Here is a 16880-nt window from a genome sequence, read left to right on the forward strand (position 1 = left end):
TAATATATTTTTTTAGGATTAACCATTAAAACGCATAGATAAATCGATGGCTTTAACATCTTTAGTTAAAACACCCATTGAAATATAATCTACTCCAGTTGTTGCAACTTCGCGTAAATTATTAATTGTAATATTACCCGATGCTTCTAGTTTACAACGTCCATTTACATGTTTGACAGCATCAATCATTTGTTGTTGGCTAAAATTATCTAACATAATAATATCGGCTTGAGCTTCAAGTGCTTGGTTAAGTTCATTCCAAGTTTCAACTTCAACTTCAACAGGTTTATTAGGTGCAATTTCATGCGCTTGAGCAATTGCCTGAGCAATGCTACCAGCTGCCATAATATGATTTTCTTTAATTAAAAATGCATCAAATAAGCCTAAACGATGATTTTTTCCACCACCAATGGCAACGGCATATTTTTGTGCAATTCTTAAACCAGGTAATGTTTTACGTGTATCTAAAAGTTGTGTTTGAAGCCCTTCTAATTGTTTTACATATTCAGCAGTTTTAGTTGCAACAGCTGACAAGGTTTGAATAAAGTTTAAAGCAGGGCGTTCAACAGTTAATAGGCTACGCGCAGAACCTGAGAGTTTTAGAAAAACCTCATTGGGCTGGATTAAATCACCATCTTGTTTAAGCCAACTGACTTCTATAGAGGTATCATAGGTTTTGATTAATGCATTTACCCATGGTTGACCAGCTAAAATCATAGTTTCACGGCTTAGAATGGATGCAGTTGCTTGTTCATGTTCCGGTGTGAGCAGTGCGGTGATATCACCATCGCCAATATCTTCTTGTAATGCTTGCTGAATATTATTTTGAATTGCTTGATCCAATAAAGTCGCTGAAATGCTCATATCTATTTCCGTATATGTTGAACTCATGAAAATTGCGCATTATCTTATCATTGTTCATTAAAGAAACGCATTGTTTAAGTATCTGATGAATCCTGATTTGAGATTTTTCAGAGAAAGCCTTAGCATTTACTTCTATAAAATATTTTTGAATTGAGTCAGGGTTGTATTATGCAAGAAAGACCGTTGTTTCAGGTCATTGATGGGGCACTTTCAGGTGCAACACAGATTCCATCACCCAATTTTAATCAGCGCCCTGACGATGCTGCAATTCAATTGGTGGTAATTCATAATATTAGTTTGCCACCATCACAATTTGGCGGTGGTTATATTCAACAATTTTTCCAAAATAAATTAGATTGGTCTGAACACCCATATTTCCAAACGATTGAAGGAATGCAAGTTTCTGCACATTTATTAATTTTAAGAACGGGTGAAGTCATTCAGTTTGTTAATTTTAAAGATCGTGCATGGCATGCGGGGCGTTCAAGTTATTTGGGTAAAAAAGAATGTAACGATTATTCAATTGGTATTGAATTAGAGGGCAGTGATGATTTGCCTTTTGAAGAAATTCAATATGAAAAATTGGCTGAAGTTGTGGCGACTTTACAATTAGCATATCCAAAAATTCAGCAGCATTTAGCTGGGCATTCTGACATTGCACCTGGTCGAAAAACTGATCCAGGTCGTTTTTTTGATTGGATAAAATTCAGAACTCGATTGCAACAATTAAAAAATCAATAAACAGTTTCATTGTTGAATGATTAAACAATTAAACTTTGGGTAGAGTTTCATTACAATAGCGACTTGATTCTTAACTAGGTGGTTACGATGGCGCTTTGGCGGTCAACCGTGATTGTAAGTGCAATGACCATGTTGTCTCGTGTACTAGGTTTAGTACGAGATGTGGTTTTGCTCAATGTGTTTGGTGCGGGAAAAGATTTCGATACATTTGTTGTCGCTTTCCGTATTCCTAATTTTTTTCGGCGACTTTTTGCTGAAGGTGCATTTTCACAAGCATTTATTCCAGTACTTACAGAATATAAAACAACAAAAGCTCATGCTGAAGTTCAAATTCTGATTAGTCGAGTGTTTGGCTGTCTAAGCAGTTTTATGACACTTTTAACTCTGATTGCCATGATTGTTGCACCTGCAATTATTTATGTTTATGCGCCAGGGTTTCATCAGGATGAAGCTAAGTTTGCAATGGCAACGGAGATGTTCCGCTTAACCATTCCATATTTGTTATTTATGTCATTAACGGCTTTTGCCAGCAGTATTCTAAATAGTTACGGATCGTTTACGACACCTGCATTTGCACCAGTTTTACTGAATGTGGCAATGATTGCAGGTGCATTATGGTTAACGCCGTATATGGCTGAACCTATTATGGCACTTGGATGGGCTGTTTTAATTGCTGGAGCATTACAGTTAGCGATTCAGATTCCAGAATTATGGCGTAGAAAACTTTTAATACCACCTAAAATAGATTTTAAACATGAAGGTGTTGACCGTATTTTAAAGTTAATGCTTCCTGCATTATTCGGGGTATCGGTTACTCAAATTAATTTACTGTTAAATACAATTTGGGCATCGTTCATGCAAGATGGTGCTGTGTCTTGGTTATATAGTGCCGAGCGAATGACAGAATTACCGTTAGGATTGATTGGTGTTGCGATTAGTACCGTTATTTTACCGTCACTTTCTGCAAAATTTGCTGAACATGATCAGGCAAAATTTAAAGGTATGATGGATTGGGCAGCGAAAATTGTTGTTCTTGTCGGTGTTCCTGCAAGTATTGCTTTATTTATGCTTTCTACACCTATTATTCAGGCTTTATTTCAACGAGGTGAATTTACAGTAGAAGATACCTATATGACGGCATTAGCATTGCAATGTATGAGTGCTGGGGTAATTTCATTTATGCTAATTAAAGTATTTGCACCTGGTTTTTATGCTCAACAAGATATGAAAACGCCTGTTAAAGTAGGCTTAATGGCTGTTGCTGCAAATGCTATTTTTAACGTTATCTTTATTGGTATTTTTAAATGGGTAGGTTGGCATGCTGACCATATGGCATTAGCGATTGCATCTTCAGGCTCTGCTTTAGTGAATGCTGGTATGCTGTATTTTTATTTACACAAGCGTAATATTTTTCGTTTTGCAGGGCATTGGAAAAAATTACTCGTACAATTTGCCATTGCCAATGCAGCGATGATTTTTGCTTTATGGTTTGCACTAGGACATTACGATGGTCAAGCATCTCAATGGATTCGTGTGGTTGAAGTAATTGGGCTTTGTGTTGTAGGTGTTGTTGCTTATGGCGTAACTTTATTGGTTACAGGTTTCCGCCCACGCCACCTAAAGCCTGAAGCATAAAACAAAGCACTGCTTTGTTTTATGCTGCAAGACAAGCGCAGCGCGTAGTTTATACAGTAGGCTTTGCTTTATGTTGCAATTGCAACGCGTAGTTATTACCTTTGTGTTTTTTATTGCAAGCTAAACTAAATCATTTAAAAAGAATAAAAAATCCCTCGTTAATAACGAGGGATTTTTGATAAATAAGAAAAATCTTAAGATTATTTAACTTCTAACAATTCAACATCAAAAATAAGTGTGCTGTTTGGTTCAATCGCATCACCTGCACCAATTTCACCATATGCTAAATTTGCTGGAATAAAAAAGCGATATTTTGCACCTTCTTTCATGAGTTGAAGACCTTCAGTCCATCCTTGAATGACTTGGCTTGCTTTAAACTCTGTAGGTTGTTGGCGAGCAATGGAACTATCAAAAATAGTGCCATCTAGTAAACGACCCTCATAATGAACTTTTACAGTAGAAGCCGCTGTTGGAGTCTTGCCTTTACCTTGCTGAAGAACTTGATATTGTAAGCCTGAGGCAGTTGTCTTTATACCAGATTTTTTCTTATTTTCTACTAAAAACTGAGAGCCTGCTTTCGCATTTTTTTCAGCTTTTTCTTGATGAATTGCTAATTGTTTTGCTTCAGCTTGTTGTTTGAATTGAGTCAAGACCTTTGTCATTTCTTCTTCAGAAAGTGTGGAAGCCTTTCCAGTCGATGCGATTTTTAAGCCTTCAATAAAAGCATCTAAATTAATATCTTTTAAATTTTCGCTGTAATTTTTTCCCATGATATAGCCAAAACTATAACTGACTTGATCATCAAAAGAACTTTTTGTTGTAATTTCTTTTGCTGATAATCCTGTACTACATAAAGCAAGGCATAAAATGGACATTGGTAATTTCATAAATAAATCTCAAAATAGAAAAGAAAGGTTAACTTTCTTGTTGTTTATTTCACTTGAAGTAGTTCTACATCAAAAATAAGAGGACTATTAGGAGGAATAGAGCCAAGAATACCTTGCTTACCATATGCTAATTCGGCAGGGATAACAAAAGTTGCCTTACCACCTTCTTGCATAAGTTGAAGACCTTCAGTCCATCCAGAAATAACTTGATCTAATGGAAATTCAATAGGTTCACCACGTTCAATGGAACTATCAAAAACAGTACCATCAACGAGTTTACCTATGTAATGTACTTTGACAGTTGAATTTGCTTTTGGTGTTTTTCCTGTACCTTCTTTAGTCACTGTATATTGCAAACCTGAAGCTGTTATTTTTACACTTGGCTTTTTTGCATTTTCTTTGAGAAATTCAGTATTTGCCTTTTGTGCTTTTTTTACTTTGGCTTCATCTTCTTTAGATATGGTTTCTTGTTGCTTCTGTATTTCTTGCTGGAATTCTTCAAATGCTTTTTGTAATTCTTCCTCAGTATATGCAGGTTTTTCTTGAGCATGACCTTCGCGTACACCTTTAATGAAGCTGTTCATATCAAGCTCAGGAGGTGTTTGTTGAGCAACTTCATAACCTAAAGCGTAACTAATTTTTTCTACATTTGAGGCATTTGCAGGCATTTTTGTAGTTTGATCTTTTGAGTTAGTATCTATACTTTTTGCAATAAGCCCTGTACTAAATAAAGATAAACATATAATTGCTATGGGAAACTTCATATTTTTATTCCAAAATAAATGAGGAGAGCAATGCTCTCCTCATTCATATTTTACTTAACGTTGAGTAATTCAACATCAAAAATTAATGTACTGTTTGGAGGAATAGAACCTGGTATACCCTGAGCACCGTAAGCGAGTTCCGCAGGAATATAAAGAGTTGCTTTACCGCCTTCTTTCATAAGTTGAAGACCTTCAGTCCAACCAGGAATTACTTGGTTAAGCGGGAACTCAATTGGCTCACCACGTTCTACAGAGCTATCAAATACTGTGCCATCAACGAGTTTACCAGTGTAATGTACTTTCACAGTTGAGTTGGCAGTAGGTGCTTTACCAGTACCTTCTTTAGTTACTGTATATTGCAAACCTGAAGTTGTTGTTTTTACACCTGATTTTTGAGCATTTTCTTTTAGGAAATTTGCACTTGATGTTTGAGCTGTTTTAGCTTTAGCTTCGGCTTCTTTAAGTTGGGCTTCTTGCTGCTTTTGCATTTCTAACTGAAATTCTTCAAATGCTTTTTGTAATTCTTCCTCAGTATATGCAGGTTTGTTATGAGCATGACCTTCACGTACACCTGTAATGAAACTATTCATATCAAGTTCAGGAGGAGTTTGCTGAGCAACCTCATAACCTAATGCATAGCTAATCTTTTCTACAGCGGTAGCATCTTTAGAAAGTTTTGATACTTTCGCATCTGGCGTAGCAGGGCTTTGATTAGCATAATAAACAGGAACAAGTGCAGCGCCGCCTAAAATTATAGCAACAGCGATGGGTAAGGCTTTACTCATTAGGTTTTCCCAAATTCATTTTAATTAAAAAGTTGCAATATTTTAGCAGACTTTTTTGATGAGACACGATTCATTTAGAGGGGATAAATCTCCATCATCAATATATGCTGATTGAAAAAAAAATTCTATAACAGACTGAATATCTGCCACATTTTTTATACAATAATTTTAAAATCCATCCTTATTTATTAAATTGATGCTTAACACAGGAATGGCTTGCTTAAATGAAGAAACAAGCTTAATTTCAACACGAATTTTAGATGAATTGGAGCATTCAAATTGTAAATTAGGTTGATGTACAATACTTAAAACCATTCCTGAAACAGTAGGTTGCTTATAAATATAAAGGTCATTTTTTTGATTTTTCACTTTTTGATGGAATTGATATTGTCCTAATTGCTGTGCATTTAAATAGCCTTGAATAAGTGATTTACAGATAAATGTTTGCTTATATTCTGAGTCCAAATTAGTCGGATGACAGGCAGTTAAAATAAGACTGATGCAAAAACAAAATATACTTTTCATTTTGTTATAACTCACTTTTTGATGACAAAAGCATCATAGAAAAAGTGATAAAATGATTACAGATACAAATATTATTAAAAAATGAGTACAGTGAATGGGATTTCAATATCAGAAATTAGCACAGCAAATTGCGCATAAAATTTATTTGGGTGAATTAGTTGCAGGACAGAAACTTATTTCGCTCAGAGATTTTTCTAAACTGCATCATATTAGTTTAAATACAGCAAAGAGCTGTTATGAGTTATTAGAAGCACAAGGTCTGATTTATGTAAAACCGAAAACAGGCTATTTTGTACAAATACCTAAAAATGTGCAGGTAGATTTACCACAACATATGGATTTCAGTTCTGAAGCTAGAGAAGTTTCAAATTTAGATTTACAAATTGAAATTCAAGAAGCATCGACAAAAAATAATTTAATTCATTTGGGTTCAATTCAGCTTTCTCCAAATTTAGTTCCTGTAGATGCATTACGTCGTTCAATTCAACGAGCGCTTAAGCATAGTAAGCCAGAAGATTTTTTATATAGTAATAAACAAGGACATCTTCATTTAAGAGAGGCTTTGGTTCAGCATTGGGCTGAAGATGGTTTGTTTATTTCTAAGGATGATATTTTCATTACTAATGGATGTTTGCCTGCACTCTCTGTGGTAATTCAAACATTAACAAAAGAAGGTGAGAGTATTATTGTACCTACGCCAAATTTTAATGGACAATTACAGTTATTAGCGAGTTTAAAACGGAAGATTGTTGAAATTCCTGCTTATCATGAAGGTTTTGATTTAGCGCGTTTAGAATATGAAATGAAATATTCGGGAGCTAAAGCTTGTTTAATTACAGTTAATTATCAAAATCCATTAGGGTTTTGTTTGAGCAATGAGGAAAAACAACGAATTGCAAAATTAGCGAAACAATATGAGTGCTATATCATTGAAGATGACATTTATGCAGAGTGCTGTTTTGGCTCAATTCGACCTTTACCTATTCGGCATTGGGATGAAGATGGATATGTAATTTATTGTGGCTCAGTTTCAAAATCCTTATCTTCAGCATATCGGGTAGGGTGGTTTTGTATTAGCCAACGTCTTTTACATTTAAGACCGCAAATGATTAATTTAAATGTATCGGTTAATACACCTTTACAGTTGGGACTTGCAGATTTAATTCATTCAAGAGCCTATAGAGAACATTTAAATCGATTGCGTTTAAAGTTAATGCAGCAAGTTGAGCAATATCGACAATACATTATTCAAACTTTTACAGATATTGATCTTCGGCTTAATCAGCCTGAGGGGGGGTATTCTTTATGGTTACAATTACCTGAAAAAATTAAAAGTTTAGATATGTATTATTTTGCTCAGCAGCAAAATATTAATATTGTGCCTGGTATTGTTTTTGGGGAAGATGAAAAATATAACAATTGCATCCGTCTAAATGCAGGACATGAGCTTTCTACAGAGATTCAACAGGCAATTCAAATTTTGGCACAATGGGTACGAACAAAATTAGAAAATGGCGAAGACAATTAAATCATCTTAAATTATGGTAAAAAATGAGAATTTAACATGTTTCTTTTTTTTTAAAAGAACATGTATTTTCATGGTCATTGACCATTCCAACAGCCTGCATGAAAGCATAACAGGTTGTTGGTCCTACAAAACGAAAGCCTTTTTTCTTTAGCATTTTTGATAAATTTTGGCTTTCTATTGTTTGAGTAGGCGCATTTTTATAATTTGGAACATCATTATTTATACTTTGATAATGAACAAAATTCCAAAGCCATTCACTTAATTTTTCGCCTTGCTGTTTAATATTTTGCCATGCAATAGCATTGTCACGAATAGCTGTAAGCTTTCCAATATGGCGAATTAATCCTGCATCTAGGAGTTTGAGTTTTAGCTCTTCATCTGAAATTTTGGCAATATCTTCAATTGAATATTGAAAAAAATGTTCTCTATAACATTCACGTTTTTTAAGAATGGTAATCCATGAAAGCCCAGCTTGCTGCCCTTCTAAGCAGAGCATTTCAAAGAGTTTAGCTTCATCATAAACAGGCTTTCCCCATTCATGATCATGATATTGTATGTATAAAGGATCATTTGAGCACCATCCACAACGTATTTGAGTCATTTACAATGCTCCTTTTCTTTAAAGTTTAAAATCAGCCCAAAGATCTTTTTTATTATCCCAATAAGATAATGTCGCTTGCTCTAAATCTTTAAAAGCAATCCAATTATCTTTACCTACTTTATCTGAATAACCTGTACTAATTAATAGTGCTTCGTCGGTAATTTCCATGATCCAACCTTGATGTGTTTGTCCATTTAACACAATTTTTTGTTGATTGCCTGATTCTGCAAAATTTACAAGGCGTTCAATCAAAGCTTCTGACATGAATATTTCCTAAAATTAACGTAAATAAGGGTATGGATTTACTGCATTACGACCTTTACCACCAAGGTAAATACCATAATGTAAATGTGGTGCAGTATGTCGTGCATTACCGGTATTTCCGACATAACCAATTAAGTCGCCTTTTTTGACATAGTCACCAACCTTTAAACCACGTTTATGACCATCCAAATGAGCATAATAATGCCAGCTTCCACTTGGCCCCATAATCCAAACTACTTTACCACCCAAATTGTTATTACGTAAGTCAGCAACCAAACCTTCTGTGCTACTCAATACTTTGGTACCTCGTGGAGCCATAATATCAATACCTTCATGCGTACGACCAAGGCTACGTGATGCACCCCATGTATCAGTAAGTCCAGTTGCTTTAACACCTTGTACAGGAATAGGAAGCTTATTACTTAACGACATCTTTTTAAGTTTAGCAACCTGTTGGGGCGGTAATGGCTGAGTTGTTTTTTTAGGGGCTGTAGAACATGCAGCAAGTAAAATAATGCTGAGGAATAAACTTAAACTGGTCGATAAGCGTCGCACGATGGTTCCCTTTTTGGCTGAGACTTCTGTGATATATCATTCACGTTCTTTATTTAGCTATAACACGAGATATAACCTTTTAAATGACAGAACAATATTTATGTCGTGTTTTGACTATGTCATAGTTCTGTTGCAGAGATCAATTTTTTCATAGCAGTTGGAACACCTAATTGACATGCTTGTTCAGGACTCAACCATTCACTAGAAAGTTCGATAGATAAATGTTCCATTTGGTCTTTATCTATAACAAAACAAATTGCTTCAAGTTGCCATGTAAAATGGGTAAAACTATGTGAGATATGAGTACGAGATGCCACTATTTTAAAGTTTAAACTTTGGCAAACTTGTTCAAACTTAGCATCATCTTCAAAAATTGGAAGGCACCATAAACCGCCCCAAAGCCCCATATTTGGACGCTGTTGCCATAACCATGTTATTTCATGTTTAGCATTTTCTGATTGTAATAACAACACTTTAGCTGATTTTATAGGAACAGCTTTTTTAGGTTTTTTAAAGGGAAGTTCGGTTTCTAAGCCTTGTTGATGTGCTTTACAATGTTGTTGCATTGGACAATACAAACATAATGGTTTTTTGGGTGTACATATTGTTGCACCTAAATCCATAATGGCTTGCGTATAATCATGATTACGTTCAGTCGGACAAAGCGATTCAGCAATTTTCCACATTTCACGTTCATGAATTGGTTTAGATAAATCATCTTCAATTGCAAAAAAACGTGAAAGAACTCGTTTTACATTGCCATCCATAATGACGCCATATTGACGTAATCCTAAAGACATTAATGCTCCGCCTGTTGAGCGTCCTATGCCGGGTAGCTCTATCCATTCTTCAAGCGTTTGAGGAAAAGAACCCTTTTGTGTAACAAGGGTAGCTGCTTTATGTAAGTTTCGAGCACGTGCGTAGTAACCCAAACCTGCCCAATATGGCGCAACATCATCCCATGATGAAGTTCCCAAATCTTGAACCGTAGGAAAGCGCTCAATAAACCGATCAAAATAGTTTAGAACAGTTTTAACTTGTGTTTGCTGCAACATAATTTCAGATACCCAAACTTTATAGGGATCATCTGCAACTTGCCAAGGTAGGTCATGTCGACCATGTTGATCGAACCAAGAAAGCAGTGCCTGAGAAAATGAAAATTGTTGCATTGTGTACGCTATAAAAAAGGTCAGGTGTAGTATAGCGTAAATTAAAAAATGTAATTTGAACCACCATAAAAAATGGCGCTTATGCGCCATTTTTCAGTGAGCTATTGAATTAAAGCTCGCCATCAACTCCCCATCGAGCATCTAATTGAAGTTTTTTTCCTTCATAACGAGGAATAATGTGAATATGAAAATGTTCAGAAGGATGACCAAATACATTTCCATCATTAAATCCAATATGAAAACCTGAAGGATGATGACGGATTTTCAATTCATTACGTGCAAGTTCTAGCAAACTAGTCATGCTTTTACGTTCTTTATCTGTCAGATCAAAAAATGATGATGTATGTCGAAGTGGTGTGATGACACAATGACCTTTAGATAAAGCATTTGGTTCAGGCAAAATAATACCGAAGTCATTTTTATCGATGACATCATATTCATCATGATTACAATAAGGGCAGTTTTCTGTCATCTTTATCTTCCTTTTTTAATTAAATAAGTTATTTATCTTCCTAATATTTATTGTGTTTTAAAGTGACGGTCAAGTAATTTATACATTGCTGCTAAACCTTGTTTTTCAGCTTCAGCGTTATATCCTAAATCGACATTATTGGCTTTTGCTCGTTCATCTGCCAATGGATTACTAAAACCATGTTTAGCATTTTCAAAAACAATAACATCATGTTCAACTTTAGCGGCATACATTTCTTCACGGAAATTAGCAACATCATCTAATGTGACCATACTGTCTAGTTCACCATGAAGGACTAAAATTTCTGCTTTAACTTGTCCCTCTTGAGCAGGTGATTTTGGAGAAAGATTTGCATGGAATGTTGCAACTGCCTGTATAGGTGCGCCAGATCGAGCCAAATCTAAAATCACTTTACCACCATAACAGAAGCCAATAGCACCTAATGTATTACTGTTGACTTCATCTTGTGCAGCGAGTGTTTCTAATGCTGCTGTTGCACGAGTTACAATTGTTTCTGGGTCTTCAAAAGTTTGCATCATCCATTCATAAGCTTGAGAAGATGTCGTTGTTACTTTTTTATCACCATACATATCAATGGCTAAAGCAGCATAGCCATGTTCAGCTAATTCACGAGCACGTTGTTCGGTATATTCATTACGTCCCCACCATTCAGGAGAAACAAGAATTCCAGCAACAGGAGTTTGTGATGTTGGCGCTGCAAAATAACCAATTAATCGAGAACCATCTTTTGCTGTATATGTAATTTCACGAGTCGTAATTGTCGCTGAAGTCATGATATATCCTTAAAATCACAATAAATTGAATGAATATTTAAATAGTTAAGAAAAATTTGTGAAGCGAATTAAATTAAAAAATAATATGAATATTTATTTGTATCATATTGCAGTGAAAAAAAAGAAGGATTTAATCCTTCTTTTTTATTTCATTTTATTTATCAAACTTTATTGCGTGTTAGAAAGCCAATAATGGCAAGAATAATAGCAACAATAAATAAAATAATTGCGAAATCTTTAGACATGCCAGCAACACCACCTAAGCCAAATAGACTTGCAATGAGTGCAATAATTGCAAAAATAATTGCCCATCTGAACATACTAATCTCCTTATATGTTATAGCTCTAGTAAAAAGTATAAATATCTTGTGAAATATAATTGTGAGTTTTTGTTTAAAAAGTGTACATTATTTTGTGTAAATATTTGAAGTTATTAAATTTCATTTTAAAGCACTTTAGCTTGTTATAATAGTGAGGCTTTTTATGGGTAAAAATATGTCATGACTGAACAAATACGACCACAATTTTGGAAAAAATATAAGCTTAATGAATTAACTTCAGTTGAGTGGGAAGCTTTGTGTGATGGTTGTGGTTTATGCTGTTTGGTTAAGTTGGAAGATGATGAAACCAACGAAATTGCTTATACGAAAGTTGCTTGTAAATTATTAGATTGCCAATCTGCACAATGCTCAGATTATGTGAATAGAAAAGAGAAGGTTCCTGATTGTATACAACTCACTCCTGAACTTGTTGAAAAAATTCGTTGGCTTCCTTCAAGCTGTGCCTATAGACGTTTAAAAGAAGGAAAAAGTCTGCCAACATGGCATCATTTAAATACCGGTTCTAGAAGTTCTGTTCGAGAGGCGAGAAAATCTGCTGCAGGGCGATGTATTTCTGAAACTGAAATGAATGAAGAAGATATCGAAGATTATATTGTGCGTTGGGTGCGTTAAAAGAAGATCATTTGATTTAAATTTAAGTTATCTAAAAATAAGCATTACATCTGTGATGTTAAAAAATCATTTTCTGAAATCACTTTAAAATCATGTTGTTGTAATAGAGCAGTTGTAATGCCAACAGCAGTAATTTTTTCTCCTGAAAATGAACCATCATAAATAAAATGGCTACCACAAGATGGGCTATTTTCTTTGAGAACAATAATATCAACTTGATGTAATTGAGCGAGTGCTAGTGTTTTATAAGCACCATCAATAAATGCCTCTGATACATTTTGACCTAAATTATTAATAACCTGTGCTTGGCCATTTAAAACATCGAATGCAGTTCCTCCTACAATTTCTGCGGGAGCTCGAGGTGTTGTTAAGCCACCTAATGTTTCAGGACAAGCAAATACAACGTCATGATATTTTAACAGTTGATTAATTTTTTCAAGGTTATAGCATTTTCCATCGTAACGAACGGGAGAGTTTGCTAAGCATGCACTGATTAGATATTTCATTTTTATTTTCTCAAGCTGAATAAAACAATTTAGGGAAATATGAGAATTCGCAATAACATAGTAGACTAATTGAAAGTCTAGTAAAGTAATAACAAGATGTCAGATAGCCATATTCCACTTCCAGAACGTTTACGCCCAAGAGATTTGTCTGAGATTATTGGACAAGATCATTTATTGGGAGAAGGTGCGCCTTTACGCCAAATGATTGATCAAGGGCACTTGCCATCAGTTATTTTTTGGGGACCACCAGGTGTAGGTAAAACAACAATTGCATTGTTATTAGCACAAGCTGTTGATCGCCCATTTGTGAGTTTATCTGCATTAAATACGGGTGTGAAAGAGTTAAGAGAGATTATTGCTGATAGTGGTGATTTACTGACGCCTGTCGTATTTATTGATGAAATTCATCGTTTTAATAAGTCACAACAAGATGCTCTTTTACAGGCTGTTGAAAAGGGTAAGATTACTTTAATTGGAGCAACGACAGAAAATCCATCATTCGAAGTGAATAGTGCACTATTATCTCGTTGTCAGGTATACACCTTAAATGCGCTAGGTGAAGATGCGATTCAAACATTATTGATGAATGCGATTCAAACAGATGCATTTTTAAAAGAACGCTATATTCAAATTGAAGAATTTGATGCATTAATTCAGTTTTCAGCAGGTGATGCTCGAAAAGCTTTAAATTTACTTGATCTGATCGCAAGTACCTTTGAACCTGATCTAGAAAATACTATTACCAATGCTGTGGTGGTAAAAGTTGCACAGCAAAATATTGCACGTTATGACAAAGCAGGTGAGCAACATTATGACCTTGTTTCTGCTTTTATTAAGTCGATTCGTGGAAGTGACCCAGATGCTACTCTTTATTGGATGGCTCGAATGTTAAAAGGAGGAGAAGATCCTTTATTTATTGCACGACGTATGCTTATTGCTGCTTCTGAAGATATTGGAAATTCAAATCCGAATGCACTTTTATTAGCGGGTGAGTGTTTTAGATCAGTACAGGCTATAGGAATGCCAGAAGCTCGAATTTTATTGGGGCAATGCGCTGTTTATTTGGCAACAAGTGCGAAAAGTAATAGTACTTATTTAGCAATTAATAAAGCGATGGAGTTGGCTGAAAAAACGGCTAATTTACCAGTACCATTACATTTAAGAAATGCACCAACAAAACTGATGAAAGAGCAAGGTTATGGCGTAGATTATTTATATCCACATCATTATCCAGAGCATTTTGTTTTACAAGAATATATGCCACCAGAGTTAAAAGGTAAAAAATTATATGAAGCTGCTCGTAATAAACGAGAAGTGGAAGGTGAGCGCTTGCAACAACGCCGTTGGATGCAACAGCAACAACAGCAATAATAAAAAAAGCCCAATTCTAGATGAGTTGGGCTATAAAACAGGACATTCTTTAAATGATACAAGAGAAAAATATTGCATCAGTAAATTGGTTATATAGTAGTCAAAAGCAAAGAAGAATAAAAGTATTTTTTTAGTATTTTTAATTTAATTTTTCGATTAAAAAATAAGCCAAAATAAATATAGATAAGTAGTACACAGATTGTACTTACTAATCTGGTATTGTAAAAAAAAGCCCAACTCTGGGAGAATTGGGCTATAAAACGGATGTTCTTTTGGGGATACATCCTAGAGGGTATGCAGATATATTATGAGAAATTGATTTTTTTGTATAACGGAAGATATTTATGATATTAATTTGATTTTTCGATTAATAATCTAGCATTAAATTTATAAATTCTAATTAATTAATCAAGAAATTTCTAATTGCTCATTAATCGATTTATATTTTTAAGATATAAAAAAAGCTCAATTCATATGAGGAATTGAGCTAGGAAATAGGATGTCTTGGGGAGATACATCCTAGAGGGTAACTGGTCGATAATGCTTAACTTAGTTGAAAAATAAAATATTGGCGTTATCTTGTATGGATAGATATTAATAAAAAATATAAAAGCTGTAAAAGTGAACATTTTCATAATAATTATTTAATTTTTCGATGAGCTTTTTATTTACATATTACTTAATAGAAAAGAGATAATTTTCATTTACTTATAGATAAAAAAAAGCCTAATTCAAAGCAAATTAGGCTATAAAATAGGATGCTTTTGGGAGATGGCATCCTAGAGGGTAAGTTGTTAATCAAATTAGTTTTCTAGAGAGAAAATTGCGAATATCATTTGATATGGATATATATTAATCAAAAAAAGATGAATTGTAAAAGCAAAAAAATGAATATAAATCATTTAAAATTTCGATTAGTTGTTGATCTAATTATTAGTTTTTCTAAATAATTGATTTAAAGAAAAATTATTTTATTTATATTTAAAAGTAATAAATAAATTTTTTGTATTTAATATGTAAGAAAAATTAAATGATAGTTAAATATATTTATATAAAAAACCGAGTCATTAGACTCGGCTTTTATTAATAAGTAACAAAATTAAAGATCATCTAAACTAATGCCAATACGAGTTGCAACTTCTTCATAAGCTTCAACAACACCACCTAAACCTTGACGGAAACGGTCTTTATCTAGCTTTTTCTTAGTATCTTTATCCCATAGACGACAACCATCTGGAGAAAACTCATCTCCAAGAACAATACGATCATGGAAAACACCAAATTCTAACTTAAAGTCAACAAGTAACATATTACCTTGATCAAATAAGGCTTTAAGTACATCGTTGACTTTATATGTTAATTCTTTCATCTGTGCCAATTGTTCTGCTGTTGCCCAGCCTAAAGCAATTGCTTGTGACTCATTTACCATCGGGTCGCCAAGAGCATCATCTTTAAAGAATAATTCAAATGTTGGTGGAACGAGCTCTTTACCTTCTTCTACACCTAAGCGGCGACATAAAGAACCAGCTGCATAGTTACGAATTACACATTCAACAGGAATCATTTTTAACTTTTTCACTAATACTTCATTAGGTGTTAAAAGTTTTTCAAAATGAGTTTCAATGCCTGCTGCTGCAAGCTTTTCCATGATGAAGGCGTTAAAACGGTTGTTCACCTTACCTTTGCGATCAAGTTGTGCGATTTTTTCACCATTGAATGCTGAAGCATCATCACGGAAGACTAAAATCAAGTGATCTGCACTATCCGTTTCATATACAGATTTCGCTTTACCAGTATAGAGCAAGGTTTGTTTTAACATGAGGGAACCTTCTTCAAAAAAAAATGCCTAGTACGACTAGGCTGGCCAATTATGGTAAATTTGGGCTAATAGATCAGCAGCATCTTGATGGTCTGCTGCACTATTATCAGTATTGAATACTGATAATACGTAACTTGCACCCATTGGTGAAAGCTTCAATATATAGGGGCGTTCATCAACCTTAACAGTCACTTCAAAGTTTGTTTTACTTTGACTAATAATTGGATAGTTAAGGCTACTTAATGAAGCTAAGGTATATTGCCAAATTGCAGATGAATTACCGTCTACTTTTAATAACGGTGTATTGTTTTCATCTGCCATAGGTTGTGGACGAGAAACTTTAGTTTCTTGAGTGGGTTTAACTACTTGGCTTGTAGATAATGCAGTTGGTCTAGGTGCAGAAAAGCGATTGCCTTTTTGATTTTCAACTTTTGGTGCATGCTCTAAAGCAAGAGGATCAATTACGGGAGCAGGATACAATGGTGTTACTGGTCGAACCACAAATCCTTCAGGATATTTTAAAGGTTCTACAGTTGCAGTTTTTTTATAGTCTAAAGAGCCGTTTCCAACGCTTATAGAACTACAACCCACAAAACTTAATGCTGAAAGTGCAGCGATTAAACCAAAACGTAATTGCATAAGATTAG

Annotated in this window: 20 protein-coding genes; 5 read left to right on the forward strand and 15 right to left on the reverse strand. The window is 34.4% G+C overall.

Features of this window, described 5'->3' with window-relative positions; genetic code table 11:
• Window positions 1-18: 18 nt before the first annotated feature.
• Window positions 19-864, reverse strand: coding sequence for a carboxylating nicotinate-nucleotide diphosphorylase (gene nadC / locus AOY20_RS04305; RefSeq protein WP_054582537.1), 846 nt, complete (start codon window positions 862-864; stop codon window positions 19-21).
• A gap of 168 nt (window positions 865-1032) precedes the next feature.
• Between nadC and ampD the strand changes: the two genes are divergently transcribed.
• Window positions 1033-1605 (forward strand): 1,6-anhydro-N-acetylmuramyl-L-alanine amidase AmpD, encoded by a 573-nt coding sequence (gene ampD, locus AOY20_RS04310; protein WP_054580714.1) that lies wholly within the window; start codon window positions 1033-1035, stop codon window positions 1603-1605.
• A 78-nt stretch (window positions 1606-1683) separates the two neighbouring features.
• A complete protein-coding gene (gene murJ / locus AOY20_RS04315) occupies window positions 1684-3240 on the forward strand; it encodes a murein biosynthesis integral membrane protein MurJ (RefSeq protein WP_171250404.1) in 1557 nt (518 codons plus the stop codon).
• A 200-nt stretch (window positions 3241-3440) separates the two neighbouring features.
• Here the strand turns inward: murJ and AOY20_RS04320 are convergent, their stop codons facing one another.
• From AOY20_RS04320 to AOY20_RS04335, 4 genes are all read right to left on the reverse strand, one after another.
• Window positions 3441-4127, reverse strand: coding sequence for an FKBP-type peptidyl-prolyl cis-trans isomerase (locus tag AOY20_RS04320; protein ID WP_054580716.1), 687 nt, complete (start codon window positions 4125-4127; stop codon window positions 3441-3443).
• A gap of 44 nt (window positions 4128-4171) precedes the next feature.
• The gene (locus tag AOY20_RS04325) at window positions 4172-4840 is read right to left on the reverse strand and encodes an FKBP-type peptidyl-prolyl cis-trans isomerase (protein WP_417855884.1); all 669 of its coding nucleotides are present in this window, start codon (window positions 4838-4840) and stop codon (window positions 4172-4174) included.
• A 101-nt stretch (window positions 4841-4941) separates the two neighbouring features.
• Window positions 4942-5676 carry an FKBP-type peptidyl-prolyl cis-trans isomerase gene (locus tag AOY20_RS04330; protein WP_054580718.1) on the reverse strand — a complete coding sequence of 245 codons (735 nt, stop codon included), beginning with the start codon at window positions 5674-5676 and terminating at the stop codon, window positions 4942-4944.
• A gap of 168 nt (window positions 5677-5844) precedes the next feature.
• Window positions 5845-6201 (reverse strand): hypothetical protein, encoded by a 357-nt coding sequence (locus tag AOY20_RS04335; RefSeq protein ID WP_054580719.1) that lies wholly within the window; start codon window positions 6199-6201, stop codon window positions 5845-5847.
• A gap of 94 nt (window positions 6202-6295) precedes the next feature.
• Here AOY20_RS04335 and AOY20_RS04340 point away from each other — a divergent pair, with 94 nt between their 5' ends.
• Window positions 6296-7729, forward strand: coding sequence for an aminotransferase-like domain-containing protein (locus AOY20_RS04340; protein ID WP_054580720.1), 1434 nt, complete (start codon window positions 6296-6298; stop codon window positions 7727-7729).
• 31 nt (window positions 7730-7760) lie between these two features.
• On the opposite strand, the gene AOY20_RS04345 is transcribed toward AOY20_RS04340, so the two are convergent.
• From AOY20_RS04345 to AOY20_RS14450, 7 genes are all read right to left on the reverse strand, one after another.
• Window positions 7761-8330: a DNA-3-methyladenine glycosylase I gene (locus AOY20_RS04345; RefSeq protein ID WP_054580721.1), complete on the reverse strand. Its 570-nt coding sequence runs from the start codon at window positions 8328-8330 to the stop codon at window positions 7761-7763.
• 18 nt (window positions 8331-8348) lie between these two features.
• On the reverse strand, window positions 8349-8594 hold the full coding sequence (locus AOY20_RS04350) for a hypothetical protein (protein ID WP_054580722.1): 246 nt from the start codon (window positions 8592-8594) through the stop codon (window positions 8349-8351).
• 15 nt (window positions 8595-8609) lie between these two features.
• Complete coding sequence (locus tag AOY20_RS04355) at window positions 8610-9149, reverse strand: M23 family metallopeptidase (protein WP_054580723.1); 540 nt, start codon at window positions 9147-9149, stop codon at window positions 8610-8612.
• Window positions 9150-9268: 119 nt separating this feature from the next.
• A complete protein-coding gene (gene mutY, locus AOY20_RS04360; RefSeq protein ID WP_054580724.1) occupies window positions 9269-10318 on the reverse strand; it encodes an A/G-specific adenine glycosylase in 1050 nt (349 codons plus the stop codon).
• 109 nt (window positions 10319-10427) lie between these two features.
• Window positions 10428-10790, reverse strand: coding sequence for an HIT family protein (locus tag AOY20_RS04365; protein ID WP_054580725.1), 363 nt, complete (start codon window positions 10788-10790; stop codon window positions 10428-10430).
• A gap of 47 nt (window positions 10791-10837) precedes the next feature.
• The gene (locus AOY20_RS04370) at window positions 10838-11584 is read right to left on the reverse strand and encodes a dienelactone hydrolase family protein (RefSeq protein WP_054580726.1); all 747 of its coding nucleotides are present in this window, start codon (window positions 11582-11584) and stop codon (window positions 10838-10840) included.
• Between the two features lie 161 nt (window positions 11585-11745).
• Entirely contained in the window at window positions 11746-11904 is a 159-nt protein-coding gene (locus AOY20_RS14450) for a DUF1328 family protein (protein ID WP_081403358.1), read from the reverse strand.
• A gap of 180 nt (window positions 11905-12084) precedes the next feature.
• Here AOY20_RS14450 and AOY20_RS04375 point away from each other — a divergent pair, with 180 nt between their 5' ends.
• Window positions 12085-12537, forward strand: a complete 453-nt coding sequence (locus tag AOY20_RS04375) for a YcgN family cysteine cluster protein (RefSeq protein WP_054580727.1) — start codon at window positions 12085-12087, stop codon at window positions 12535-12537.
• A 44-nt stretch (window positions 12538-12581) separates the two neighbouring features.
• Here AOY20_RS04375 and AOY20_RS04380 read toward each other — a convergent pair whose 3' ends face one another.
• Window positions 12582-13043 carry a 2-thiouracil desulfurase family protein gene (locus tag AOY20_RS04380; protein WP_054580728.1) on the reverse strand — a complete coding sequence of 154 codons (462 nt, stop codon included), beginning with the start codon at window positions 13041-13043 and terminating at the stop codon, window positions 12582-12584.
• 96 nt (window positions 13044-13139) lie between these two features.
• Here AOY20_RS04380 and AOY20_RS04385 point away from each other — a divergent pair, with 96 nt between their 5' ends.
• Window positions 13140-14414 (forward strand): replication-associated recombination protein A, encoded by a 1275-nt coding sequence (locus tag AOY20_RS04385; protein WP_054580729.1) that lies wholly within the window; start codon window positions 13140-13142, stop codon window positions 14412-14414.
• A gap of 1099 nt (window positions 14415-15513) precedes the next feature.
• Here the strand turns inward: AOY20_RS04385 and purC are convergent.
• Window positions 15514-16233, reverse strand: coding sequence for a phosphoribosylaminoimidazolesuccinocarboxamide synthase (purC, locus tag AOY20_RS04390; RefSeq protein WP_054580730.1), 720 nt, complete (start codon window positions 16231-16233; stop codon window positions 15514-15516).
• 36 nt (window positions 16234-16269) lie between these two features.
• On the reverse strand, window positions 16270-16872 hold the full coding sequence (locus AOY20_RS04395; RefSeq protein ID WP_054580731.1) for a hypothetical protein: 603 nt from the start codon (window positions 16870-16872) through the stop codon (window positions 16270-16272).
• Between the last annotated feature and the right edge of the window lie 8 nt (window positions 16873-16880).

This window comes from Acinetobacter equi, assembly GCF_001307195.1.
Classification (GTDB): domain Bacteria; phylum Pseudomonadota; class Gammaproteobacteria; order Pseudomonadales; family Moraxellaceae; genus Acinetobacter; species Acinetobacter equi.